General features: G+C 69.2%; 29 protein-coding genes. 14 read left to right on the top strand and 15 right to left on the bottom strand.

The annotated features are described in order from the left end of the window. Nucleotides 1-12: 12 nt before the first annotated feature. Nucleotides 13-861: an NAD(P)-dependent oxidoreductase gene (locus tag A5659_RS03660; RefSeq protein WP_067179341.1), complete on the bottom strand. Its 849-nt coding sequence runs from the start codon at nucleotides 859-861 to the stop codon at nucleotides 13-15. Nucleotides 862-1,172: 311 nt separating this feature from the next. On the opposite strand from A5659_RS03660, the gene A5659_RS03655 reads away from it, so the two are divergent. Both A5659_RS03655 and rsrA read left to right on the top strand, forming a co-directional pair. Continuing rightward, on the top strand, nucleotides 1,173-1,835 hold the full coding sequence (locus A5659_RS03655; RefSeq protein ID WP_066867911.1) for a sigma-70 family RNA polymerase sigma factor: 663 nt from the start codon (nucleotides 1,173-1,175) through the stop codon (nucleotides 1,833-1,835). Beyond that, complete coding sequence (rsrA, locus tag A5659_RS03650; RefSeq protein ID WP_066867915.1) at nucleotides 1,832-2,146, top strand: mycothiol system anti-sigma-R factor; 315 nt, start codon at nucleotides 1,832-1,834, stop codon at nucleotides 2,144-2,146. The genes A5659_RS03655 and rsrA overlap by 4 nt, the downstream gene beginning before the upstream one ends. A 7-nt stretch (nucleotides 2,147-2,153) precedes the next feature. On the opposite strand, the gene A5659_RS28915 is transcribed toward rsrA, so the two are convergent. Then, nucleotides 2,154-2,228 (bottom strand): 50S ribosomal protein bL37, encoded by a 75-nt coding sequence (locus A5659_RS28915; RefSeq protein WP_011728008.1) that lies wholly within the window; start codon nucleotides 2,226-2,228, stop codon nucleotides 2,154-2,156. 238 nt (nucleotides 2,229-2,466) lie between these two features. Between A5659_RS28915 and A5659_RS03645 the strand changes: the two genes are divergently transcribed. Continuing rightward, on the top strand, nucleotides 2,467-2,682 hold the full coding sequence (locus A5659_RS03645; protein WP_066867974.1) for a biotin/lipoyl-binding carrier protein: 216 nt from the start codon (nucleotides 2,467-2,469) through the stop codon (nucleotides 2,680-2,682). A 50-nt stretch (nucleotides 2,683-2,732) separates the two neighbouring features. Next, entirely contained in the window at nucleotides 2,733-4,232 is a 1,500-nt protein-coding gene (locus tag A5659_RS03640; protein ID WP_067024140.1) for a sensor histidine kinase, read from the top strand. A gap of 72 nt (nucleotides 4,233-4,304) precedes the next feature. Here the strand turns inward: A5659_RS03640 and whiB1 are convergent, their stop codons facing one another. Together whiB1 and A5659_RS03630 are read right to left on the bottom strand one after the other, a co-directional pair. After that, nucleotides 4,305-4,559 (bottom strand): transcriptional regulator WhiB1, encoded by a 255-nt coding sequence (whiB1, locus tag A5659_RS03635; protein WP_003874607.1) that lies wholly within the window; start codon nucleotides 4,557-4,559, stop codon nucleotides 4,305-4,307. Nucleotides 4,560-4,842: 283 nt separating this feature from the next. Then, nucleotides 4,843-5,808, bottom strand: coding sequence for a diacylglycerol kinase family protein (locus tag A5659_RS03630; protein ID WP_066867921.1), 966 nt, complete (start codon nucleotides 5,806-5,808; stop codon nucleotides 4,843-4,845). Nucleotides 5,809-5,883: 75 nt separating this feature from the next. Here A5659_RS03630 and A5659_RS03625 point away from each other — a divergent pair, with 75 nt between their 5' ends. Next, entirely contained in the window at nucleotides 5,884-6,315 is a 432-nt protein-coding gene (locus A5659_RS03625; RefSeq protein ID WP_067024142.1) for a hypothetical protein, read from the top strand. Here the strand turns inward: A5659_RS03625 and A5659_RS03620 are convergent. The 3 genes from A5659_RS03620 to A5659_RS03610 form a co-directional block, all read right to left on the bottom strand. Continuing rightward, on the bottom strand, nucleotides 6,267-6,749 hold the full coding sequence (locus tag A5659_RS03620; protein ID WP_066881601.1) for a GNAT family N-acetyltransferase: 483 nt from the start codon (nucleotides 6,747-6,749) through the stop codon (nucleotides 6,267-6,269). The two genes, A5659_RS03625 and A5659_RS03620, sit on opposite strands and share 49 nt — an antisense overlap. Beyond that, nucleotides 6,746-7,819, bottom strand: a complete 1,074-nt coding sequence (locus tag A5659_RS03615) for an isochorismate synthase MenF (RefSeq protein WP_067179353.1) — start codon at nucleotides 7,817-7,819, stop codon at nucleotides 6,746-6,748. The genes A5659_RS03620 and A5659_RS03615 overlap by 4 nt, the downstream gene beginning before the upstream one ends. A gap of 110 nt (nucleotides 7,820-7,929) precedes the next feature. Further along, nucleotides 7,930-8,520: an acid phosphatase gene (locus A5659_RS03610; RefSeq protein WP_066881602.1), complete on the bottom strand. Its 591-nt coding sequence runs from the start codon at nucleotides 8,518-8,520 to the stop codon at nucleotides 7,930-7,932. A 133-nt stretch (nucleotides 8,521-8,653) separates the two neighbouring features. Between A5659_RS03610 and A5659_RS03605 the strand changes: the two genes are divergently transcribed. Then, the gene (locus tag A5659_RS03605; protein WP_066867980.1) at nucleotides 8,654-9,454 is read left to right on the top strand and encodes a ParA family protein; all 801 of its coding nucleotides are present in this window, start codon (nucleotides 8,654-8,656) and stop codon (nucleotides 9,452-9,454) included. A gap of 146 nt (nucleotides 9,455-9,600) precedes the next feature. Here the strand turns inward: A5659_RS03605 and A5659_RS03600 are convergent, their stop codons facing one another. Together A5659_RS03600 and A5659_RS03595 are read right to left on the bottom strand one after the other, a co-directional pair. Continuing rightward, nucleotides 9,601-10,827: a hypothetical protein gene (locus A5659_RS03600; protein ID WP_067179339.1), complete on the bottom strand. Its 1,227-nt coding sequence runs from the start codon at nucleotides 10,825-10,827 to the stop codon at nucleotides 9,601-9,603. 18 nt (nucleotides 10,828-10,845) lie between these two features. Next, nucleotides 10,846-12,393, bottom strand: coding sequence for a DEAD/DEAH box helicase (locus tag A5659_RS03595; RefSeq protein ID WP_067179336.1), 1,548 nt, complete (start codon nucleotides 12,391-12,393; stop codon nucleotides 10,846-10,848). A 280-nt stretch (nucleotides 12,394-12,673) separates the two neighbouring features. Between A5659_RS03595 and A5659_RS03590 the strand changes: the two genes are divergently transcribed. Continuing rightward, nucleotides 12,674-13,393: a ferritin-like fold-containing protein gene (locus A5659_RS03590; RefSeq protein ID WP_066867935.1), complete on the top strand. Its 720-nt coding sequence runs from the start codon at nucleotides 12,674-12,676 to the stop codon at nucleotides 13,391-13,393. A gap of 20 nt (nucleotides 13,394-13,413) precedes the next feature. On the opposite strand, the gene A5659_RS03585 is transcribed toward A5659_RS03590, so the two are convergent. Next, nucleotides 13,414-14,133: an MmpS family transport accessory protein gene (locus A5659_RS03585; protein ID WP_067179334.1), complete on the bottom strand. Its 720-nt coding sequence runs from the start codon at nucleotides 14,131-14,133 to the stop codon at nucleotides 13,414-13,416. A 218-nt stretch (nucleotides 14,134-14,351) separates the two neighbouring features. On the opposite strand from A5659_RS03585, the gene A5659_RS03580 reads away from it, so the two are divergent. Continuing rightward, nucleotides 14,352-14,612 carry a DUF3107 domain-containing protein gene (locus A5659_RS03580; protein WP_156748803.1) on the top strand — a complete coding sequence of 87 codons (261 nt, stop codon included), beginning with the start codon at nucleotides 14,352-14,354 and terminating at the stop codon, nucleotides 14,610-14,612. Here A5659_RS03580 and A5659_RS03575 read toward each other — a convergent pair. Next, nucleotides 14,609-15,292, bottom strand: coding sequence for a TetR/AcrR family transcriptional regulator (locus A5659_RS03575; RefSeq protein ID WP_066867944.1), 684 nt, complete (start codon nucleotides 15,290-15,292; stop codon nucleotides 14,609-14,611). The genes A5659_RS03580 and A5659_RS03575 overlap by 4 nt on opposite strands. Before the next feature lie 95 nt (nucleotides 15,293-15,387). Here A5659_RS03575 and A5659_RS03570 point away from each other — a divergent pair, with 95 nt between their 5' ends. Further along, entirely contained in the window at nucleotides 15,388-16,527 is a 1,140-nt protein-coding gene (locus A5659_RS03570; protein ID WP_067179351.1) for a DUF3152 domain-containing protein, read from the top strand. Here A5659_RS03570 and A5659_RS03565 read toward each other — a convergent pair. After that, complete coding sequence (locus A5659_RS03565) at nucleotides 16,499-16,894, bottom strand: helix-turn-helix domain-containing protein (protein WP_066881611.1); 396 nt, start codon at nucleotides 16,892-16,894, stop codon at nucleotides 16,499-16,501. The genes A5659_RS03570 and A5659_RS03565 overlap by 29 nt on opposite strands. A 105-nt stretch (nucleotides 16,895-16,999) precedes the next feature. Between A5659_RS03565 and A5659_RS03560 the strand changes: the two genes are divergently transcribed. The 3 genes from A5659_RS03560 (at nucleotide 17,000) to A5659_RS03550 (ending at nucleotide 19,575) form a co-directional block, all read left to right on the top strand. Then, nucleotides 17,000-17,368 (top strand): DoxX family protein, encoded by a 369-nt coding sequence (locus A5659_RS03560; RefSeq protein ID WP_066867950.1) that lies wholly within the window; start codon nucleotides 17,000-17,002, stop codon nucleotides 17,366-17,368. Between the two features lie 90 nt (nucleotides 17,369-17,458). Further along, a complete protein-coding gene (moeZ, locus tag A5659_RS03555; protein WP_066867953.1) occupies nucleotides 17,459-18,643 on the top strand; it encodes an adenylyltransferase/sulfurtransferase MoeZ in 1,185 nt (394 codons plus the stop codon). 77 nt (nucleotides 18,644-18,720) lie between these two features. Continuing rightward, the gene (locus A5659_RS03550; protein WP_067179332.1) at nucleotides 18,721-19,575 is read left to right on the top strand and encodes a TIGR02569 family protein; all 855 of its coding nucleotides are present in this window, start codon (nucleotides 18,721-18,723) and stop codon (nucleotides 19,573-19,575) included. Here A5659_RS03550 and A5659_RS03545 read toward each other — a convergent pair. From A5659_RS03545 to A5659_RS03535, 3 genes are read right to left on the bottom strand one after another with little or no spacing between them, the layout of a single operon-like run. After that, nucleotides 19,572-19,880, bottom strand: coding sequence for an MGMT family protein (locus A5659_RS03545; RefSeq protein WP_066867959.1), 309 nt, complete (start codon nucleotides 19,878-19,880; stop codon nucleotides 19,572-19,574). The two genes, A5659_RS03550 and A5659_RS03545, sit on opposite strands and share 4 nt — an antisense overlap. A gap of 2 nt (nucleotides 19,881-19,882) precedes the next feature. Next, on the bottom strand, nucleotides 19,883-20,668 hold the full coding sequence (locus A5659_RS03540; RefSeq protein ID WP_067024911.1) for an alpha/beta fold hydrolase: 786 nt from the start codon (nucleotides 20,666-20,668) through the stop codon (nucleotides 19,883-19,885). Nucleotides 20,669-20,713: 45 nt separating this feature from the next. Further along, nucleotides 20,714-20,923: a hypothetical protein gene (locus A5659_RS03535; protein ID WP_066867965.1), complete on the bottom strand. Its 210-nt coding sequence runs from the start codon at nucleotides 20,921-20,923 to the stop codon at nucleotides 20,714-20,716. Between the two features lie 117 nt (nucleotides 20,924-21,040). Between A5659_RS03535 and A5659_RS03530 the strand changes: the two genes are divergently transcribed. Beyond that, nucleotides 21,041-21,883: a DUF6159 family protein gene (locus tag A5659_RS03530; RefSeq protein WP_067179330.1), complete on the top strand. Its 843-nt coding sequence runs from the start codon at nucleotides 21,041-21,043 to the stop codon at nucleotides 21,881-21,883. 31 nt (nucleotides 21,884-21,914) lie between these two features. Then, on the top strand, nucleotides 21,915-22,783 hold an 869-nt coding region (locus A5659_RS03525; RefSeq protein ID WP_231997725.1), incomplete at its 3' end, for a UvrD-helicase domain-containing protein.

Below are 22,783 nucleotides of genomic sequence, written 5' to 3'. Positions count from 1 at the left end.
GCCTCAGGGCTGCTAGGGGCCGGTGTATCCCGGCGGGTTGACGCCATCCACCCAGAAGTCGACGCCCAGCTTCGAGCCAGGGATGCAGTCGTAGACCGAAAGGTCGGTGACGCCGGAATCCACCAGCACGTCCTCGCACAACAGCATGTTGCCGGTGAACTCCTTGGACGGCTTGTTGAGGACGACGTAGGCCGCGTCGGAGTAGATCTCGGGCTTGCGGGCGCGTCCCATCGCCTCGTCGCCGCCCAGCAGGTTCTGCACCGCGGCGGTGGCCACCAGCGTGCGCGGCCACAGCGTGTTCGAGGCGATGCCGTCGGCGCGCATCTCCTGCGCGATGCCCAACGCGCACAGCGTCATACCGAACTTGGCCATCATGTACGCCGTCGGCTTCAGCCACTCCTGGCCCAGCAGCACCGGCGGCGACAGCGTCAGGATGTGCGGGTTCTCCCGGCCTTTCAGGTGCGGGATACACGCCTGGGAAACGGCGTAGGTGCCGCGCACCTGGATGCCGTTCATCAGGTCGAACCGCTTCATCGGCACCTCGGTGATGGATCCCAGGTTGATCGCCGACGCATTGTTGACGCAGATGTCGATGCCGCCGAACTGCTCGACGGTCTTGGCCACGGCCGCCTCCACCGACTCCGGGTCGCGGACGTCCCCGACGATCGGCAGGGCCTGTCCGCCGGCTTCCTCGAGCTCCTTGGCCGCGGTGAACACCGTTCCCGGCAGCTTCGGGTGCGGCTCGGCGGTCTTGGCGATCAGCGCGATGTTGGCACCGTCCTGTGCCGCACGCTTGGCGATGGCCAGGCCGATACCGCGGCTGGCGCCGGAGATGAACATGGTCTTGCCGTTCAGGGACATGGCGTCACACTAACGCCACGCCCGAATCGGCCGGATCGGGGTCCGATCGGCTCGGCCGGCACCGCCACCGGCCCGATCGCGCTGCGGAAATAGCGGGGTCGCGCACGCTGTTGATCCAATCGGTCTCACATGCGGTGCAGCGGACCCGGACGGACGGTGTCGGGGTCAGCCTTTAGATTGGGAGGAGCAGCGTGGTGTCAACGGCGACGAGCCTGTTAGGCGAGGAGCTGTTGGCTGGCTTCCTTGCGAGTCCGGTGGCGCCTTCGGTGGCCTCCGGTGACACCGCCGCAGAAGGGACCGGGTTTATCGACATGGCCGACTCTGACGATGGCCGCGATGGCGTGACGGGGCCCGAGATTCCCGAGCCCCCAGCGCACGAAGAGACGGACGCGGAATTAACGGCGCGATTCGAACGCGACGCGATTCCCCTGCTCGACCAGCTGTACGGCGGCGCGTTGCGCATGACGCGCAATCCCGCCGACGCCGAGGACCTGCTGCAAGAGACCATGGTGAAGGCCTATGCGGGCTTCCGCTCGTTTCGGGCCGGCACCAATCTCAAGGCGTGGCTGTACCGGATCCTGACCAACACCTATATCAACAGCTACCGCAAGAAGCAGCGCCAGCCCGCGGAGTATCCGACCGAGGAGATCACCGACTGGCAGCTGGCCTCCAACGCCGAGCACTCGTCGACCGGGCTGCGCTCGGCCGAGGTCGAGGCCCTCGAGGCGCTGCCTGACTCGGAGATCAAAGAGGCGCTGGCGGCATTGCCGGAGGAATTCCGGATGGCGGTCTATTACGCCGACGTCGAAGGTTTCCCGTACAAGGAAATCGCCGAGATCATGGATACGCCCATTGGAACGGTAATGTCACGGCTGCACCGCGGCCGACGGCAGCTGCGCGGCCTATTGGCCGACGTCGCCAAGGAGCGGGGCTTCAACCGCGGTCAGCAGACGCACGAGGAGGTGTCGTCATGAGCGAGTTCTCCGGCCAGGGCGGTGCTTCGCCCGACGCCTGCCCCAACGACGAGTCTCATGGCAGCGTCGGCTGCGCGGAGGTGATCCGCCAGGTCTGGCTGCTGCTCGACGGTGAATGCGGCCCGGACACCCGCGAGCAGTTACGCAAGCACCTCGAGGCGTGCCCCGGCTGCTTCAAGCACTATGGGCTCGAAGAGCGGATCAAGGCGTTGATCGCCACCAAGTGCAGGGGCGAGAAGGCCCCCGAGGGATTGCGTGAGCGGTTACGGCTCGAGATCCGCCGCACCACGATCATCCGGGGTTCGCAGTAGCGTCCCTTTAGGCGTTGGGCCGCTTGCCGTGGTTGGCCTTGCTGTGCTTGCGGTCGCGCTTCTTCCGGCCACGTTTGGCCATGATGGAAAACCTCCGTGATTGCTTGTCAAACCAGGCGCCCGGCGCCCGTTGGCTTGTCGACCATTCTCTCATGGAACGTCCTGTGCAGTGTCTTCGCCCTCGTCGGGGCCTGTCGGGGGGCCGTGTGCCGCGGTCCCGACGGGTCCTGTGGTTCGATGTATCCGAGCCTGATGGGCCCGAGAGAACCGTGATGAACCAGCAGCCAGCCTGCGCGAAGGCCGAGACGAGTGGGGTGAAGATGGCGGAGGATGTGCGCGCCGAGATCGTGGCCAGCGTGCTCGAAGTCGTTGTCAACGAGGGTGACCAGATCGGCAAAGGCGACGTCGTGGTGCTGCTGGAGTCGATGAAGATGGAGATCCCCGTCCTGGCCGAGGTCGGCGGCACCGTCAGCAAGGTCAGCGTGTCGGTGGGCGACGTCATTCAGGCGGGCGACCTCATCGCGGTCATCAGCTAGCCGTCCGGCCCCTTCGATCAGCCGCCGGGGAACGACCCGGGGAGTAAGCAATGTCAACTCTCGGTGATCTGCTCGCCGAACACACGATGCTGCCGGGCAACGCGGTGGATCATCTGCACGCCGTGGTCGGGGAGTGGCAGCTCCTGGCCGATTTGTCCTTCGCCGACTACCTGATGTGGGTGCGGCGCGACGATGGCGTGCTGGTGTGTGTGGCGCAGTGCCGGCCGAACACCGCACCCACGGCGCTACTGACGGATGCGGTGGGCACCGCCGTGGACTCCGACCGGCTGGCGCTGGTGGCCGAGACGTTCGCGTCGGGCACCGCGAAGCGGAATGACGCTGCGGGACAGGAAGATTCGTGGCTGCCGGGTACCCATGTCGAGGCGTCGCCGGTGCGCTACGGCGGCAAGGTGGTGGCGGTGCTGACCCACCATCAGACCGCGCTGGCCGCCGACCGTGCGTCGGGTCAGCTGGAGATCGCCTACCGCGAGTGCGCGACCGATCTGGTCCACATGCTCGCCGAGGGGACCTTCCCCGACGTCGGGGACGTGGTGATGTCGCGCTCGACCCCGCGGGCCGGTGACGGCTTCATCCGCCTCGACGTGCACGGCGTCGTCGCCTACGCCAGCCCCAACGCGCTGTCGGCGTATCACCGGATGGGCCTGACCACCGAGCTGGAGGGGCACAACCTCATCGAGGTCACCCGCCCGCTGATCTCCGACCCGTTCGAGGCGCAGGAGGTGGCCGAGCACGTGCGCGATCTGGTCGCCGGCGGGCGCAGCATGCGCATGGAGGTCGACGCCGGGGGAGCCACCGTGCTGCTGCGCACGCTGCCGTTGATGGTCGACGGGGCCAGCGCCGGCGCGGCGGTGCTGATCCGCGACGTCACCGAGGTCAAGCGCCGCGACCGGGCCCTGATCTCCAAGGACGCCACCATCCGGGAAATCCACCACCGGGTGAAGAACAACCTGCAGACCGTGGCGGCGCTGTTGCGTCTGCAGGCCCGCCGGACGGTCAACGCCGAGGGGCGCGAGGCCCTGATCGAGTCGGTGCGCCGGGTATCGTCCATCGCCTTGGTGCACGACGCGCTGTCGATGTCGGTGGACGAGCAGGTCAACCTCGACGAGGTGATCGACCGGATCCTGCCGATCATGAACGACGTTGCGTCCGTGGACCGGCCGATCCGCATCAACCGGGTCGGCGACCTGGGCGTGCTGGACTCCGACCGGGCCACCGCGCTGATCATGGTGATCACCGAACTCGTGCAGAACGCGATAGAACACGCCTTCGACCCGGCGGTCGAGGAGGGCTCGGTGACGATCCGCGCCGAGCGCTCGGCGCGCTGGCTCGACGTGGTGGTGCACGACGACGGTCGCGGGCTGCCGGAGGGATTCAGCCTGGAGACCTCCGACAGCCTGGGGCTGCAGATCGTGCGAACCCTGGTGTCGGCCGAGCTGGACGGCACCCTGGGCATGCGTCAGGCGCCCGCCCGTGGCACCGATGTGGTGCTGCGCGTGCCGATCGGCCGGCGCACCCGTTTGCTGTTGTAGGCGCGCGGCGCACCCGCACGCAAAGGTGCGGCCCCGACTTTCGTCGAGGCCGCACGGTTTGCGTTATCTGGGTTAAACCCCGCTGCGGGCCTTGGTCCGGGCGTTGCGACGCTTCAGTGCGCGCCGCTCGTCTTCGCTCATGCCGCCCCAGACGCCCGAGTCCTGGCCCGTGTTCAGGGCCCAACCGAGGCACTCTGTGGTCACCGGGCACCGATTACAGACCAGTTTCGCGTCAGCGATCTGCGCGAGCGCCGGGCCGCTGTTCCCTACCGGGAAGAACAGCTCCGGGTCTTCGTCACGACAGACCGCCTTGTGGCGCCAATCCATACGTCTTTACTCCTCACTGAGTGCGCAGCAAGGCGCACGGCCATTTTCTTCGGCTGTTTAACGCGTGCAGAAGAAAAGGAGTCCGGACTCCTGCGTAAATTTCTGCATGCAACCTTTTGATCGTTTCACAGGCTCAACAGATGTCAATAGTGTGAGTTCGCTCGTGGGCTATCTCACTTTGATCAACTCGTAGCCAAGCCCTTACTCCGTTGTACTACACTCCATGGGCCACTTGACCGGTAATTTTCCCCACACCCGGGTCGCTGCATCGCATTACCGCAGCTCAGTGCCGTTTCTGTTGCGGAGGGGCGACCACGGCCAGCGCGTCCGGGACGGCTTTGAACGTCATGGTTTCGCGCACGCCGAGGTAATCGCCGTCGAACTGGCACGCGACCGCGCCCCCGGTCGAGGTAACTCGCACGCTCGGCAGGTCGTCCTCGGTGATGAGGTGCTTGAAGTTGAATGCGGGCCGTTTGGCGAACATCTGCCGCACGATTCGCAGGGTCGGGATCGGCTTCATGGTGGTAGGGGCGAACACCCCCAGGCCCGACTCGAAGCTGCAGCCGGGGTTGGTCCACACCGGCCGTTCGTTGGCGAACGTCCACGGGCTCGAGTTCGACACGAAGGCGAAGCTCACCCCGGTGATGGGTTCGCGGCCGGGAAGTTCGAGCGTCAGCATCGGGTCGCGGCGGGTGTAGGCCCAGACGGCGGGCACCGCGGCGCGGATGTAGCGCCATGCCGAAACTTTGCCGCCCTTGTTCCGCTCGGCCTCGACCGCGGCCACCACCTCGGCGTCGACGCCCATGCCGGTGTTGAACACCGCCCAGCGCTCGCCGCAGTCGATCAGGCCGATCCGCCGCCAGATGGCGCGCCGCTGGTAGTCGTCGAGCAGCTGGATCAGCTGGTTGGTGGCCGCGACCGGATCCGTGGAGATGCCCAGGGACCGCGCCAGCACATTGGCCGACCCGCCGGGAACCACGGCGACCGCGGGCACCGGTCCGCCGGGCAGCGGCCCGGGCGGGCCCAGCAGGCCGTTGACCACCCCGCTCACGGTGCCGTCGCCGCCGTGCACGACCACCAGGTCGGCACCGTCGGCCACGGCCTTCTGCGCGAGTTCGGTGCCGTGACCCCGATGGTTGGTGTGCTCGACGCTGAGCTGCAGGCGGCTTTTCAGCGCGTGGGCCAGCAGATCGCGCGCGGCCGGAGTGGTGGAAGTTGCTGTGGGATTGACGATCAGCACGGCCCGCATGAAGCACGAGCTTAGGCGGGCCGCCTAAGGCCACGCTGTGGGGGAACGGGCGGCCGCCCTGACTACGCTGACGCTGTGACGCCGCCAGCCACCCCGACCGCCGTTCGCCGCGCGGGCCTGATCGTTGTGCTGCAGGGGGTTGCGGCGCTGATCGTGGCGGTGGTGTTGGTGGTTCGCGGGATCGCCGGAGCCGATCAGCAGGTGGTCAACGGCCTGGCGACGGCGGGCTGGTTCGTCCTGGTCGGTGCCGCCGTGATCGCCGCGGGGCGCGCGCTGATCCGCGGCAGGCGCTGGGGCCGCGGGCTGGCCGTGATCACCCAGCTGCTGCTGTTGCCGGTGGCCTGGTACCTGGCCGTCGGGTCACACCAACCGGGGTTCGGGATTCCGGCGGGCGGCGTGGCGCTGGTCGTGCTGGGATTGCTGTTCAGCCCCGCCGCCGTGCGCTGGGCCGCCGGCGCTCAGGGCGATTCCGCCAGTCGCGCCAACGACGCCCCGGACAGCCGGTAGGTCGTCCATTCGTTCTGCGGCTGCCCGCCGATCCCGTCGTAGAGCGTGATGGCGTCGGCGTTCCAGTTCAGCACCGCCCAGGACAGCCGCGTGTAGCCCCGCTGCACGCATTCGGCGGCCAGCGCGGCCAGCAGCGCGCGGGCCAGCCCGCGCCTGCGGAACTGCGGCCGCACGAACAGGTCTTCCAGGTAGATGCCCGCCACCCCGTCCCACGTGGAGAAGTTGACGAACCACAGCGCCATCGCCGCGATCTCGCCGTCCACCTCGGCCACATGCCCGTACACCGTCGGTGGGTCACCGAAAAGGGCTGCCGCGATTTGTGATTCGGTCACCGTGCACTGATCGACGGCGTGCTCGAATTCGGCCAGCGCGTAGATCATCTCGGTGATGGCGGCCGCGTCCCGCTGCGACGCCCGCCGGATGTTTGGGCTCATCGCTCGACTCCCAGGGCGTTGAGGATCGTGCCGAATTTCGTTGTCGTCTCGGCGACTTCGTCGTCGGGGTCGGACTCGGCGACGATACCGCCACCGGCCCGGGCCAGCGCGACGCGCCGGTCGGCCGACAGCTGCGCGCAGCGCAGCGACACCACCCAGAGGCCGTCGCCGCGGGCATCACACCAGCCCACCGCCCCGGCGTAGAACCCGCGGTCGCCCTCCAGTTCGGCGATCAGCCGCATCGCGGCCTTGGTCGGCACCCCGCCGACTGCCGGGGTGGGATGTAGAGCCAGCGCCAGATCGATTGCGGTCGTTGATGTTTCACGCAGCCGACCGGCGATCGGCGTGCACAGATGCCAGACCGCGGCGGTGCTGCTCAGCTGCGGCTCGGCCGCGATCGACAGCTCGTCGCACAGCGGCTCCAGGGCGGTCCTGATGTTCTCGATGACCAGCTGGTGCTCGTGCCGGTTCTTCGCCGAGGCGGCCAGCCCGGCGCCGTTGGCGGCGTCGGTGTCCGGGTCGGCGGCGCGCGGGGCCGAGCCGGCGAACGGCCGGCACTCGACATGGTCGCCGCGGCGCGCCACCAGGAGTTCGGGGCTGGCACCCACCAGCGCCGCACCGGCATACTCCTCGCCGGCGGCGCTCAAATCGACCAGGTAGCCGTAGGCCGCCGGGTCCGCGGCGATGAGCCGGCGCAGGATCGCCCGGGCGTCCAACGGTGCGTCGGCGACCAGCCGCAGGGCCCGCGCCAGCACCACCTTGTGCAGCGGGTTGTCGTCCGCGGCGAGCTGCTCGCACGCCCGGCGGATCCGGTCCCGGTAGTCGGGCGGCGCCGGAATGGCTCGCGCCACCCGCACCGGCGGCAGCGCGCCGGCCGGCCAGTCCGGCGGCCCATCGGTGGCGGTCACCGCCTCGGGTGCCAGCAGCGCGGCCGGGCGCGTGACGTCAAAAGGTAACGCCCCCAACACAATCGGCGCCTCACCCGAGCGCAGCGCGGCCTGCGCGGCGCCCACGTCGCGGTAGCGGTGCCGCACCCCGTCGGCAATCAGGGTCCGCGCCGGCCCGCACAGCGCGAACGGCGGCTCGTGATTGCGCTGCTCGACTCGCCCCCTAGCCGCTTCGCGGCTGGGGGGACCCCCGTCTCGCGCCGCCGCGCGGCGCGCATCGTCGTCTTCGCGATTCACTGACCGGTCAATCCGAGCGCCCGCAACTGGCGCACCCCGTGTTCGAAACCGCAGACCGCGACCGACGCGGTGATCATGCCGAACCGGCTACCCTCCACGAGCGGCAGTTCGACCCAGCGGGTGATGACCGCGCGGGAGAAGTGACCGTGGCTGACGAAGACCACGTCGCGCGCTTGCATGTTCTCCAGCGCGGTCGCGACGGCGGCGTCGGCGCGCTCACTGACCTGCGCGACCGTCTCACCGGCCGGACAGCCGTGCGTCCACACCAGCCAATCGGGCACCGTCTCCTGGATCTGCTCCGTGGTCAGGCCCTCGTACGAGCCGTAGTCCCACTCGGCCAGCAGCTCGGTCACCTCGTCGACGGTCAGCCCGGCCAGCTGCGCGGTGGTCAGCGACCGCTGCCTCGGGCTGCTGATCACCAGCGGGTCAACGAGTTTGAGCTCGGCGAGCACCCCGCCGGCCAACTCGGCCTGCGTACGGCCGGCCTCGGTCAGCTCGACCTCGGTGCGGCCGGTGTGCTGGCCGGATTTCGACCACTCGGTCTCGCCGTGGCGCAGCAGCACCAGACGGTGATTGTGCAAGCCCATATCGACCGATTCTGCCGGACGACTCGCGGTGGTTGCTCAGGCCGGAGCGCACGGCGGGCGAACATGCCAGGATGGCACTGTAAACCGCACGCGACGAGGCAGGTGGGGAGACAGCGATGAGGTGGCGGCGCCGGTGAGTAAGACACGGGTATTGGCGGTGGCCAACCAAAAGGGCGGTGTCGCCAAGACGACCACGGTCGCGTCGCTAGGGGCGGCGTTGGTGGACGAGAACAAGCGGGTGCTGCTGGTCGACCTCGATCCGCAGGGCTGCCTGACCTTCTCGCTGGGGCAAGACCCCGACAAGCTGCCGGTCTCCGTGCACGAGGTGCTGCTCGGCGACGTCGAGCCCAACGCCGCCCTGGTCGAGACGGCCGAGGGAATGACGCTGATGCCGGCCAACATCGACCTGGCCGGCGCCGAAGCGATGCTGCTGATGCGGGCGGGCCGCGAATACGCGCTCAAGCGCGCGCTGGCCAAACTCGGCGACGACTTCGACGTGGTGATCATCGACTGCCCGCCGTCGCTGGGCGTGCTCACCCTCAACGGGCTGACCGCCGCCGACGAGGTCATCGTGCCGCTGCAATGCGAGACCCTCGCGCATCGCGGGGTCGGCCAGTTCCTGCGCACCGTCGCCGACGTCCAGCAGATCACCAACCCGGAGCTGCGCCTGCTCGGCGCCCTGCCGACGCTGTACGACTCGCGCACCACCCACACCCGCGACGTGCTGCTCGACGTCGCCGATCGCTACAGCCTGCCGGTGCTGGCCCCGCCGATCCCGCGGACCGTGCGGTTCGCCGAGGCCAGCGCCTCGGGCTCGTCGGTGATGGCCGGCCGCAAGAATAAGGGCGCGGTGGCCTACGGCGAGCTGGCGCAAGCGTTGCTCAAGCACTGGAAGAGCGGCAAGCCGCTGCCGACGTTCACCGTCGAGGTGTAAGCGGCCGGGGTCAGCCCAGCGCGGCTTTGAGTGTGAGCTGACGGCGTTGACTGTGCACTGGCGGCGGGCCCGATCGGCGTGTCGCCGCCGCGGATTCACACCGAAGGCCAACGATTCACACTCGACGGCAAGAGCCGCGGCCGCGGTCAGCCCAGCGCGACCAGCGTGTCGCCGCGCTGCTCGAGAACCCGGGACCCGATCACGGCCGGGAACACCGGTTTGCCGTCCGGCGGGGCGCTGGTCGAGCGGTCGACCGGAATGTAGCGTTCGTTGGCGCCGCTGAGCGGGTCGTAGACGCCGATCGCGCCGGTGACCGGCACCAGTAGCCGGCCCGCCATCATCACGCCGGGCCCCAACGGCGCCGTCTTGTCGCCCGCGGCGATGGTGTAGCGCAGCGCCACGGTGTTCGCGTCGAAGACCATCAGCGAATCGCCGGTCCACCAGGTGATCAGGCTGCCGGGGTGGGAAACGGCCGACGTGCGCGACGGCGGCTTGGGCAGCGGGGTGCTCGACACGGTGGCGCCGGTTTCGTCGATCACGTCGACCCGGGGCTGCGGCGCCGGCAGGTACACCGCGGTGGTGTTCTCCGCGACGGCCAGCACCCGGGCGCCCGAATCGGGCGCGATGCCCGGCTCGGCGACCAGGTGTTGCTGTGGTTCGTCGTCGTCCTTGCCCGGGCGCAGCAGCACCAACCGCAGGTCGGCCTGGTTCGCGCAGCTCTCCAGCGCCGAGACCGCCTGCGAGCTGGCCGCGGCCGAGATCAGTCGGCAACCGGAGTGCAGTCCGCGCGTCGACGGCTTCACCCGCGCGTCGGTCTCGCCGTACACCAGCATCCGGACCATGTCCGAGCGCCACAGTTCCAGCCGGGTGTCACCGGCCGACAACACCGTCATGCCGTCGGAGGACAGCCGCACCCGCGGATCGGCGTAACCGCTGCGGGCCGGCCCCCGGCGACCGGTGGAGCCGTCCAGGGTGCTGACCTGCCCGCAGCCGCGCTCGTCGCGGTAGACCCCGACGGCGTAGCGGTACAACCAGGTGACCCCGCACAGGTCGATGTCGCGCGCGTAGCTCCAGCGGGACTGGCCGTTGTCGGGATCGCGCCCGTCGATCCGGCGGCCCGCACCCGTGACGACCTCCCCGCCCGCGACCACCGGGGCCGTGGTGGCCGGACTCGCGGCGCTCCACAGCTGCTTGAGGCCGGCCGGCACCTGCTTGGCCGGGGTCGGGTTGGGTGCGGGGACGGCCGCGGGTCGGCTGGTGGTGGCCCGGGCGTCGCTGGTCCACCAGATCAATGCCGCGACCGCGGCGACCGCGACCGCGATGGCCGCGGCGGCGAGCAGGTCGCCCTTGGTGCGACGCTCGGGTCTGACCATGCGGCGGTGCGGGTGTTGTTAGTTGCTCTGCGGGGCGGCGGCTGCGGTGGCGGCTTGGCCTTCGGCGGGCTTGCGACGCCGGCGGCGGCGCCGGGTGGAGCCGGCGTTGCCCGGGGGCGAGCCGGCCGGCGTTTCCGCGGCGGCGTCGCCGTTGCTGCTGGCCGCCCCATTGCCCGACGGGTGCGCGGCGACGGGCTGGCCGCCGCGGGTGCGCCGCCGGGTGCCGGAGCGGCGCGCGGGCCTTTCCGAATTCTGCTCCGGCTTCTTGCCGTCGCGGTCGCTGCTGCGGCGCTGGCCCTGCGGCTTGCGGGCGGCGCCCACTCTGCCGGCGGCCTCGGCGGGGATGTTCAGCTCGGCGCGCAGATGCGGAGAGTTGGAGTAGGTCTCGGCGGGCTCGGGGGAATCCAGCCCCAGCGCCTTGTCGATCAGGGCCCAGCGGGGCAGCTCGTCCCAGTCCACCAGGGTGACCGCGATACCGGTCTTGCCGGCGCGGCCGGTGCGGCCGATGCGGTGCACGTAGGCCTGCTCGTCCTCGGGGATCTGGTAGTTGATGACGTGGGTGATGTCATCGATGTCGATACCGCGGGCGGCGACGTCGGTGGCGACCAGCACGTCGATCTCCCCGGACCGGAAGGCCTTCAGCGCCTTCTCGCGGGCGACCTGCCCCAGATCGCCATGCACCGCGCCAACCGCGAAACCGCGCTCGGCCAGCTCGTCGGCCACCTTCTGCGCAGTGCGCTTGGTGCGGGTGAAGATCATCGTCGCGCCGCGGCCCTCGGCCTGCAGCACGCGGCTGACCAGTTCGACCTTGTCCAGGGCGTGCGCCCGGTAGACGTACTGGACGGTGGTGTCGTGGGTGGCCGCCGAGTGCGGCGCTTCGGCCCGGATGTGGGTGGGCTGGTTCATGAAGGTGCGGGCCAGCGTGATGATCGGGTCCGGCATGGTCGCCGAGAACAGCATCGACTGCCGGTCGGTCGGGATCTGGCGCAGGATCCGCTCGATGTCGGGCAAAAAGCCGAGGTCGAGCATCTCGTCGGCCTCGTCGAGCACCAGCACCGACAGCCCGCCCAGTTGCAGGTGGTTCTGTTGGCTCAGGTCGAGCAGCCGGCCCGGGGTGCCCACCACGACGTCGGCGCCAGCGCGCAGCGCCTCGATCTGCGGTTCGTAGGGGCGACCGCCGTAGATCGGCACCACCGACAGCGGTCGGCCCTCATCGGCGGTCAGGTGCTTGGCCGCCAGTGTCAGGTCATCGGTGACCTGCAGGCACAGCTCCCGGGTGGGCACCACGATCAGCGCCCGCGGGGTGCCGTTGAGCGGGCGGGCGGCGGTGCCGGCGGTGATGCGCTGCAGCAGCGGCACGCCGAAGGCGAAGGTCTTGCCCATGCCGGTGCGGGCCTGGCCGATCAGATCGTCGCCGGCAAGCGCCATGGGCAGGGTCAGTTCTTGGATGGCGAAAGGGCTTTCGATCCCTTTTTCGGCGAGGGCGCGCACGATTTCGTCGCGGACGCCGAGTTGCGCAAATGTCGGTTGGGGGGTCAGTTCAGTTGTGCTGGTGGGTGCAGTCATGCGTGGGTAAGTAGCCTTTCGGTGACGTATCGGGTTGTGTCGGTATTTCTCTGTCGCGGTCACGCGCGCACGAGTTCCGACTCCGAATACGTCGCCGAGTCGCCGGCCCTGGCTCAGTCTGGGAGGGCCCAGTTAGGGCGGGCCAGCTGTGCACGCACATTTCGCCGATAGCGGCTTGAAAAACAAAATCTGGCATGAATACAGCCGCCATCTACCTACATGATAGCTGGTCGACAGCTGGCTCCCATTTCGCGCTACGTCAGCCGACTACAGTGTTGCCATGACCCGGCCCTCCTGCGAGCCCTCCGAAACCGATCTGGCCGACGACCGAATCGACGATTCACCCGCCCCGCGGTTGTCGGCCGATCACCCGGGTGTCAACGAGCTGTTCGCGGTCCTGGCCTACGGCGAGATCGCCGCGTTTTACCGGCTCACCGACGAGGCGCGGATGGCCCCTGACCTGCGCGGACGGATATCGATGGCGAGCATGGCCGCCGCCGAGATGCAGCACTACGAGCAGCTGCGCGACGCGCTGGAAAGCCGCGGCGTCGACGTGGTGTCGGCGATGTCGAAATACGTCTCTGCGCTGGAGAACTACCACCGGCTGACCATGCCCAGCACGTGGCTGGAGGCCTTGGTGAAAACGTATGTCGGCGACGCCCTGGCGGCCGATCTGTACCTGGAGATCGCCGACCGGCTGCCCGACGAGGTTGCCGACGTGGTGCGCGCGGCGCTGTCGGAAACGGGGCACTCGCAGTTCGTCGTCGCCGAGGTGCGCGCCGCCGTGACGTCCAGCGGCAAGCAGCGCAGCCGGCTGGCGCTGTGGTCACGCCGCCTGTTCGGCGAAGCGATCACCCAGGCCCAGTACCTGCTGGCCGACCACGACGAGCTGGTGGACCTGGTGATGGCCGGCGCCGGCGGGCTGGGCCAGCTCAACGCCTTCTTCGACCGGATGCAGCAGACGCACGACCGGCGCATGCACGAACTCGGCCTGAGCTGAGGCCATCAAACTCAGCTAACTCAGCGCGCGCAGGTCGCCATGTTCGAGGTGTTGGCCGAGGCGATCACCCGCTGACCGGCGGCGTTAAAGATCGAGCAGCTGAGCCGACCGTAGAAGCTGGTCGCCACCACGGATTCGGTTTCCACACCCGGGTTCAGCACCACCACCTTCGACCAGGGCAGCGACACGTTGAACTCGGTCTGCGGCACGCCGCGCGCGTCGGTGTAGACGATGTTCACCAGGTCCAGCAGCTGCTTGGTTCCGTTCACGCTGTAGACGACGGTGCGCGGATCGACCGCGGCCGTCGGCGGTGCCGCGGCGAGCGGCGGCGCGACGGTGGGCGCGGCCGCCGTCGGCGGCGCGGTGGGCGCGGCGCTGGGCGTGGTGACCGTCGTGAAGGTTTCGGCCGGTAACTGCGCGGGGCCCGGGGACGAACTGGGCGGCACGGACGCCTTGGTGGTCGCGGGTGCCGAGGTCACCGGGTGGGGAGCCGGGGCGCCCAGCGTGGCCTTGGTGGACGCGCTGTCGCCGCTGTTGATGATGACGGCGGTGGCGATGGCGCCCAGGGCGACCACCGCGCCGACGATCGCGGTGGCGGGGCGCCAGCGCGAGTCGGCGGGCCAGCCCGTCCAGTTGTAGTCGGCGTTCAGGTAGGGATCGGTATCGCAGGCGTCGTCAACGTCGTCGTCGTCGGGGTATGCCCGGATCCTGTCGTCAAGGTGCGGCAACGTGGTACCCATGGTGCCGAAGTTAGCCATGGGAAAACACGGATCGGGTATCGCGCGGGTGGGTGAGACAACCTGAGAGCGAATCGTTATCGGGCCGCGACCGGTTTCGCTGACCGCGAAGTGTGGGGATGCGACGAGGTGGGGGTCGGCCGCGTCCACTAGCCTGCTGCTGACAGGGCCGGGACTTCAAGAGCTGCGGAATGACTGCAAGACCCATGGAAGGGGTGACCGTGGAGGTCAAGATCGGTATCACGGATAGTCCGCGCGAGCTGGTCCTTGCCAGCGCCCAGACGCCCGCCGAGGTCGAAGATCTGGTCAGCGCCGCACTGAGCGATCCGTCGGGCCTGCTGCGGCTGAGCGACGAGCGGGGCCGCCGCTTCCTGATTCACACCGCCAAGATCGCCTACGTGGAGATCGGCGCCGCCGACGCGCGCCGGGTGGGCTTCGGGATCAGCGCCGAAACCGGCAAACACGCCGGCAAGGCGCGCTAGGAGCGGGTAAGCGGCACGTGTGACAGCCCGCCCCAGGCGAACTGCACGGTGCCGTCGACCGCGTCCGCCTTGGAGATCGGGCGGTCGGAATCCAGCCAGTACCTGGCGCAGTCGACGCTGATTCCGACCAGACCGACCGCGATCATCCGGGCCCGGTGCGGGTCCAGCCCCGAATCCTCGCTGATCAACGCGAACACCGCGTCGATGCAGGATTCGGTGGCGACGCGCACCTGGGCGGCCACTTCGGGTTCGGTGACGTAATCGTTCTCGAAGATCAGCCGGTAACCCTGGCTGTCGTGCTCGATGAAATCGAAGAAGGCCTGCACCGCGGAGTGCAACCGGCGCCGGTTGTCGGTGGTGGTGCTCAGCGCCTGCTGAACACCCGAGACCAGGTTCTCCACGTGCCGCGCCAGCACGGCGAGGTACAGCTCGAGCTTACTCGAGAAGTGTTGATACAGAACGGGTTTGCTAACTCCGGCGCGGTCGGCGATCTCGTCCATGCCGGCCGCGTGGTAGCCGCGGTCGACGAACACGTCGCTGGCCACGATGAGCAATTGGCCGCGCCGCTCGTCGCGGGGCAACCGGTTGCCTCGCCGGTTGGAAACCGCGGCCCCGTCCGGCCGACCGCGGTCAGCCGATCTGACGGCGCGCCGCGCCGGCACCTTGGCGAGTTCGCTCATCGAGTCCTCATCTGATTGTCGGCGGCCGGCCCTCTCGGAAAATGGGGGCCAACCGCTCGCAGCCCGTGGAAGAGACCTTACTACCCGACCGGTCGATGCGACCGTCATCGCCGTCGTTGCCGCTGGCAGAAGCGGTGTCGGACGGTGGATTCGGGCGCGCCACCGGCGGCGCCGGTGCCTGCCTGTGTAATCCTGGGGAAATGACGTCCCCGCGGCCCCCACGCGGCACCGGTCGCGTGCCGGTGCTACGCGACGAGTGGCGAGAGCCGCTGCGGGCGCTGCGCGACCCGATCGCGCGGGAAGCCGGACGACCCCGGGCCGACCGTGAACGGCCGCGACAATGGCGCAAGCAGACCTGGCTGGGCCGCTTCGTCTCCACCTACGGGTGGCGCGCGTACGCCCTGCCCGTCCTGGTGGTGCTCACCGCGGTGGTGATGTACCAGACGGTGACCGGCACCGGCGCCCCCATGCCGACGGCCAACAAACCCATCCAGAGCCCGCCGGCCATCGGCGCGGTGGGCACCACGATCATCGACGCCCCGCCGCGCGGGCTGGCCGCATTCGACGCCAACCTGCCGGCCGGGACCCTGCCGGACGGCGGCCCGTTCACCGAAGCGGGCGACAAGACCTGGCACGTCGTGCCGGGCACCACGCCACAGATCGGGCAGGGCACCGCCAAGGTGTTCAGGTACACCGTCGAAGTGGAGAACGGCATCGACCCGACGATGTTCGGCGGCGACGACGCCTTCGCCCAGATGGTCGACCAGACGCTGGCCAATCCGAAGGGCTGGACGCACAACCCGCAGTTCGCGTTCATCCGGATCGACGGAACCAGTGGGGCCAAACCCGACTTTCGGATCTCGCTGGTCTCGCCGGTGACGGTGCGCGAAGGGTGCGGCTACGAATTCCGGCTCGAAACCTCTTGCTACAACCCGGTATTCGGTGCCAACCGGGAGGCACGGGTGTTCATCAACGAAGCGCGCTGGGTACGGGGGGCCGTGCCGTTCGAAGGTGACATCGGCTCCTACCGGCAGTACGTGATCAACCACGAGGTCGGCCACGCCATCGGATACCTGCACCACGAGCCCTGCGAGCAGCAGAACGCCCTGGCGCCGGTGATGATGCAGCAGACGTTCTCTACGTCGAACAACGACGCCGCGCAGTTCGACCCCGACGTCGTCAAGGCCGACGGCAAGACCTGCCGGTTCAATCCCTGGCCGTACCCGATCGCCTGACCGACCGCCGCTTGCTACCGCTGCGGTTGGCATTGATCTCGTCGCGGTGCGCCATCGCCCACTCGGCGAGGGAGATCACCAGCGGTAGCAGCGTTCGCCCGAGCTCGGTCAACTCGTATTCCACTCGCGGCGGCACTTCGGCGTAGGCCGTGCGCTCGACCAGGCCGTCTTCGACCAGGTGTTTGAGCGTCACGGTGAGCATCCGCTGCGAAATGCCCGCCACGGCCTCCGCCAACCCGCCGAACCGCATCGGTCCGCCGCGCAGCGTGCCGATCACCAGCAGACTCCACTTGTCGCCGATGCGATCGAGCACCTCCCGGACCGCACCGCCCTCGGGTATCCGCGTCGTCTTTGTGATGTGCGTCATAGCGAAGTCTGCTTCCTGGATGCATACATCGGTGTGCCTTTTGTGGGTGCCCCATCGCTGACACACGATGTGGTTACACACAAATGGTAAGGATTGGGGACTTTCGTGAACATCGCACTGTGGACGGCGCAGGGCCTGCTCGCATTCGTCTATCTCGCCGCGGGCGGGCTCAAGATCATTCGACCGCGCGAGCAACTCGTGGCAACGGGCCGGCTCGACTGGATGAAGGACAACTCGGACGCGGCCGTGAAAGCCGTTGGCGCGGTCGAGATCCTCGGCGCGCTCGGTGTGATCCTGCCCGAGGCGACCGGCATCGCCCGCATCCTGACCCCGATCGCTGCGGTCGGCCTGGTCATCGTCCAGATCGGGGCACTGCGCGTCCACCTGACCCGTAACGAGCGGCAACCTTTGCCGATCAATGTGATTCTCCTGCTGCTCGCGGCCTTCGTCGCGATCGGCCGATTCGTGAGCTGAGCCAACCCGGCCCGCGCGTCGCCTGATTGCCGCCGGTCCGTCGGCCTGCTGAGATGGTGGGGAGAATCCGATCGAGGAGATGTTTCGCAAGTGTCGACGTCGCTGCCGCCGCTGGTGGCGCCCGCAGACCACCTCAGCGGCGACGAGGTGGCCCGCTACAGCCGGCACCTGATCATTCCGGACCTGGGGCTCGACGGGCAGAAGCGCCTCAAGAACGCCCGGGTGCTGGTGATCGGGGCCGGTGGCCTCGGCGCGCCGACGCTGCTCTACCTGGCGGCCGCGGGCGTGGGCACGATCGGCATCGTCGATTTCGACGTGGTCGACGAGTCGAACCTGCAGCGCCAGATCATCCACGGGGTGGCCGACGTCGGACGGTCCAAGGCGCAGTCGGCGCGCGACTCCATCGCCGCGATCAACCCGTTGGTGGACGTGCGGCTGCACGAGTTCCGGCTGGATTCCACCAACGCCGTGGCGTTGTTCGGACGCTATGACCTGGTCGTGGACGGCACCGACAACTTCGCCACCCGGTATCTGGCCAACGACGCGGCGGTGCTGGCGAAAAAGCCCTACGTGTGGGGATCGATCTACCGCTTCGAGGGCCAGGTCTCGGTGTGCTGGGAGGACGCCCCCAACGGACGCGGGCTCAACTATCGCGACCTGTACCCCGAGCCTCCGCCGGCCGGCTCCGTGCCGTCCTGTGCCGAGGGCGGCGTGCTGGGCATCGTCTGCGCCTCCATCGCCTCGGTGATGAGCACCGAAGTGATCAAACTCATTACCGGGATCGGCGAGTCGTTGCTGGGCCGGTTGATGATCTACGACGCGTTGGAGATGACCTACCGCACCATCGCGATCCGCCGGGACCCGTCGGATTCGTCGCGGCCAAAGATCACCGGGCTCGTCGACTACGAGCAACTGTGCGGCGTGGCGCCCGAGCCCTCGGCACAGGACGCCGCGTCGACCATCACGCCGCGCGAGCTGCGTGACTGGCTGGATTCGGGCAAGAAGCTGGCGCTGATCGACGTGCGTGAGCCGGTGGAGTTCGACATCGTGCACATCGACGGCGCCCAGCTGATCCCGCAGTCGTCGATCAATTCCGGTGAGGGCCTGGCAAAGTTGCCGCAGGACCGGCTGCCGGTGTTGTACTGCAAAACGGGGGTGCGGTCGGCCCAGGCGCTGGCGGTGGTGCGCAAGGCCGGTTTCGCCGACGCGGTGCATTTGCAGGGCGGGATCGTGGCGTGGGCGCAGCAGATGCAACCCGACATGGTCATGTACTGACCCGTACGCCTTTGGACTGCGGCGACCCGCCGCTGTGCTAGCGATCACCGCTTGTTGGACTCGTTTAGAGTACCGGTGTGACAGTCGAGCCACCGCCGGATCATGTGCTGTCGGCGTTTGGTTTGGCCGGAGTTAAACCCGTCAATCTGGGCGCCAGCTGGGAGGGCGGCTGGCGGTGCGGCGAAGTCGTCTTGTCGCTGGTGGCCGACAACGCCCGCGCGGCGTGGTCCGCCCGGGTTCGCGAGACGCTGTTCGTCGACGGCGTTCGCCTGGCCCGGCCGGTGCGGTCCACCGACGGGCGCTACGTCGTATCCGGGTGGCGGGCGGACACCTTCGTGGCCGGGACGCCCGAGCCCCGCCATGACGAAGTCGTCTCGGCCGCGGTGCGCCTGCACGAGGCGACGGGCAAACTGGATCGGCCCCGCTTTCTGACCCAGGGGCCCACGGCGCCGTGGGGTGACGTCGACATCTTCATCGCCGCCGACCGCGCGGCGTGGGAGGAACGGCCGCTGGCCTCGGTGCCCCCGGGTGAGCGCTCCGCCCCCGCGACGGCGGACGCCGAGCGGTCGGTGGAGCTGCTCCAGCAGCTGGGCACCCTGCGCAAGCCGACCAAGAGCCCCAACCAGCTGGTCCACGGAGACCTTTACGGCACAGTGCTTTTCGTCGGTACCGCAGCGCCGGGAATCACCGACATCACCCCGTACTGGCGGCCCGCGTCGTGGGCGGCCGGTGTGGTTGTCATCGACGCGCTGTCCTGGGGAGAGGCCGACGACGGGCTCATCGAGCGCTGGAACGCCCTGCCCGAATGGCCGCAGATGTTGTTGCGGGCGTTGATGTTTCGCCTCGCGGTCCACGCGCTGCATCCGCGTTCCACCGCCGAGGCGTTCCCCGGCCTGGCCCGCACCGCCGCGCTGGTCCGGCTGGTGCTCTAGCGCCCGTCGGCAAACTCGTAACGAACCTCGCGCAGCGCGATCTTGCCGTCGGTCGCCAGCACGCCTTCGGCGCGCAACAGCTCCAGCTGGCGGGTCGTCAGGTGTCGCGCCGGTCGACCGGACGCGGTGATCACCCGGTGCCAGGGCAGATCCGAGGAATCGGTCCGCATGATCCAGCCGACGATGCGCGGGCTGGAAAGCCCTGCGACAGTGGCGATGTCGCCGTAGGTGGCGACCCGCCCGGCTGGGATCGCGGCGACCAGCTCACGCACCCGCTCGACCTGCTCGTCGGTCACCGGCGCCACGGTCAGCCGGCTTCCAACAGCTCGCGGGTCAACGCGGCGACCTCGTCGGGCTTGGCGTAGGGCACCATGTGGTTGCAGTCGAAATCCAGCAGCCGGAAATCCGCTCCCAACCGCTCCGCCAGGGCGTCGATCAGTTGGTCGGTGACATAGGGCGGCGTGGTGCGCTTGGCCCGCACCAAAATGGTCGGGGTCTTCGCGGGCGGCAGCACGGTCTCGCGGGCCAGCTCGCTCCAGTACGACATCATCGCCGGCAGGCTCACCCGCCAGCCGTAGCGGCCGCCCGGCAGCGCGATCAGATGCTCGTCGATCTCGGCGTCCAGCAGGGCGGGTTCGACATCCGACCACGAACCGTGCACCTTTTCCAGGCGCGCTTCCTCGGCGTCGGGGTAGTCGGGCGAGGACAGCATCGCCTCGGCGATCTCGCGCATCCACTCGCCGTCCAGCCCGACCGCCGGGTCGAGCAGCAGCAGCCCCGCCACCCGATCCGGGCGGACGGCGGCCAGCTGCATCGCCAGCCCGCCGCCGAACGAGTGGCCGACGATCACCACCGGTGTGCCGGGCTGTTCGTCGAGCAGCGCGGCCAACGCCGCGACGTTGGCGTCGATGGTCCACGGCGCTGCCCATGAGGACCTGCCGTGACCCACCAGATCCGGTGCGGCGATACCGATCCCGGGCAGCAAGCCGGCTAAATGCTCCCAGCGCTGGCCGTGGCCGGTCAGCCCGTGCAATGCGAGGATCCGCACCGGACCCGGCGGGCCGTAGCGGTGTACATGCAACTTCGCGGTCACCAGTCGATGGTGCCAGCCACCGCGGTCGCGGGTTGCGGGCGGCCCCTAACGGTCGTCGTCCTCCCGATCGTCGTCGGTGGAGACGATGTAGGCCTGCTCGATCACGTCGGCCTCGTTGGCTTCCCGGTCCGCGGCGGCGGCCACGTAATCGATGTCCAGACCGGTCTCGTCGTCAAAATCGACAGGCCGCCGTTGTTCCACCGCGTCGCCTTCCGGCGCCTCGTCGATGGGAAAGCCGCGTTCGTCGTCGTTCATGGTCTTGCACCCCTCCTTTCGTTGTCCGGCTGCTGCGGCCTCCAGGGTAAGAGTCGGCGGCGGCGTGGCCGGGTACGCTGACCGCTCGGTCACCTCGACTTCCCAACGGGAGCAGTCATGGGCAGAATCAGGCGCGGTTGGGCGCTTTCGCAGCAGAGCTGGCAGGTCCTGAAAAAAGACCGGTCGCTCGTCTTCTTCCCGATCCTGTCCACCCTGTTCGCCGTCCTCGCCACGATCGCCATCTGGGCGCCGACGCTGTTGCTGCGCGGCGTGTTCGGCGGCCATCACGTGGACAACCAGGACCCCGCCTACTACATCGCGGGCGTGGCAACGGCATACGTGTCGACCTTCATCGCGATCTTCTTCAACGTCGCGCTCGCCGCCTGCGCGGTGCGCTCCATGCGCGGCGAGGACACCAGGGTCGGCGAGGGCATCGCCGCCGCGGCGCGCCGGATCGGTCCGATCCTGGGTTGGACGGTGGTGGCGACCACGGTCGGGCTGATCCTCAAGGCGCTCGAGGAGCGCCTACCGACCCTGGGCAGGCTCGCCGCGGACCTGGTCGGCGCGGCGTGGGCCGTCGCAACGTTTTTCGTCATCCCGGCGATCGCGCTCGAGGGCACCGGGCCGTTTCGGTCACTGCGCCGCTCGGTGGACACCATCAAGTCGCGCTGGGGTGAGAGCGCCGCCGGGGCGGCCACCATCGGGGTGGTCACGTTTCTGGTGACCCTGGTGGTCGTGGTGGGCGGCATGGTCGGCGGCATCGCGCTGATCGCGGCGCGTCTGGCGCCGCTGGGTCTGGTGGTGCTGGCCGCCACGTTCGCGGTCGCCGTGGTCATCTCGTTCATCTCGACCGCGCTGAGCCAGATCTTCCGTGTCGCGGTCTACCAGTACGCGGTCACCGTGGAGACGGTGGGCGGGTTCGACCACCGGCTGCTGCAGTCCGCGTTCGTCGCGCGCTAGATCTGTCGGACCCTCGTGATGTCATGCCGTCATGGCCTACACGTGGGACCCCGAAGCGCACACCGTCTTGGACCCGGGTGCGCGCGGTCAGCTGCGTATTCTCGGCGGGCCCGGCACCGGCAAGAGCAGTCTGCTGATCGACGCGGCGGTCGCCCAGATCGACGCCGGGGTCAACCCGGAATCGGTTCTGCTGCTTACCGGTTCCGGCCGGATCGGGATGGCCGAGCGCAGCGCGCTGACGACGGCGTTGCTGCGCGCGCGACCCGCCGGCCCCGGCCGGGCCGCGGTCAGCGAGCCGTTGGTGCGGACTGTGCACGGGTACGCGTACGCGGTCCTGCGACGCGCGGCCGAGCGGGCCGGTGAGGCGCCGCCGCGGCTGGTCACCAGCGCCGAACAGGACGCCATCATCCGGGAGTTGCTGGCCGGCGACCTCGAAGACGGGCCACGCGCGGCGACGGCCTGGCCGGCCCCGCTGCGCCCGGCGCTGAGTACCGCGGGATTCGCCGCCGAGCTGCGAAACCTGTTGGCGCGCTGCGCTGAACGCGGCGTGGACCCCCAGGAATTGGAGCGGTTGGGCCGTCGCTGCCGGCGGCCGGAATGGACCGCCGCCGGACAATTCGCCCGCCAGTACGAACAGGTGATGCTGCTGCGCGCGGCGGTGGGCACGGCCGCGCCGGAGGCGACCACGCCCGCGTTGGGCGCCGCGGAGCTGGTGGGCGCCGCGCTGGAGGCGTTCGCCGTCGACGCCGAGCTGTTGTCCGCCGAACGCGGCCGGATCCGCGTCTTGTTGGTCGACGACGCCCAACAGCTGGACCCGCAGGCGGCCCGGCTGGTTCACCGCCCCGGAAGCCGAACACCGCCTGGTTGGGATCGCCGGCGATCAGCGCGAGCTCGGCGCCC

Source organism: Mycobacterium sp. 1165196.3 (assembly GCF_001673415.1).
Taxonomy (GTDB): Bacteria; Actinomycetota; Actinomycetes; order Mycobacteriales; family Mycobacteriaceae; genus Mycobacterium; species Mycobacterium europaeum_A.
This window is presented reverse-complemented; position numbering and strand designations above follow the sequence as displayed.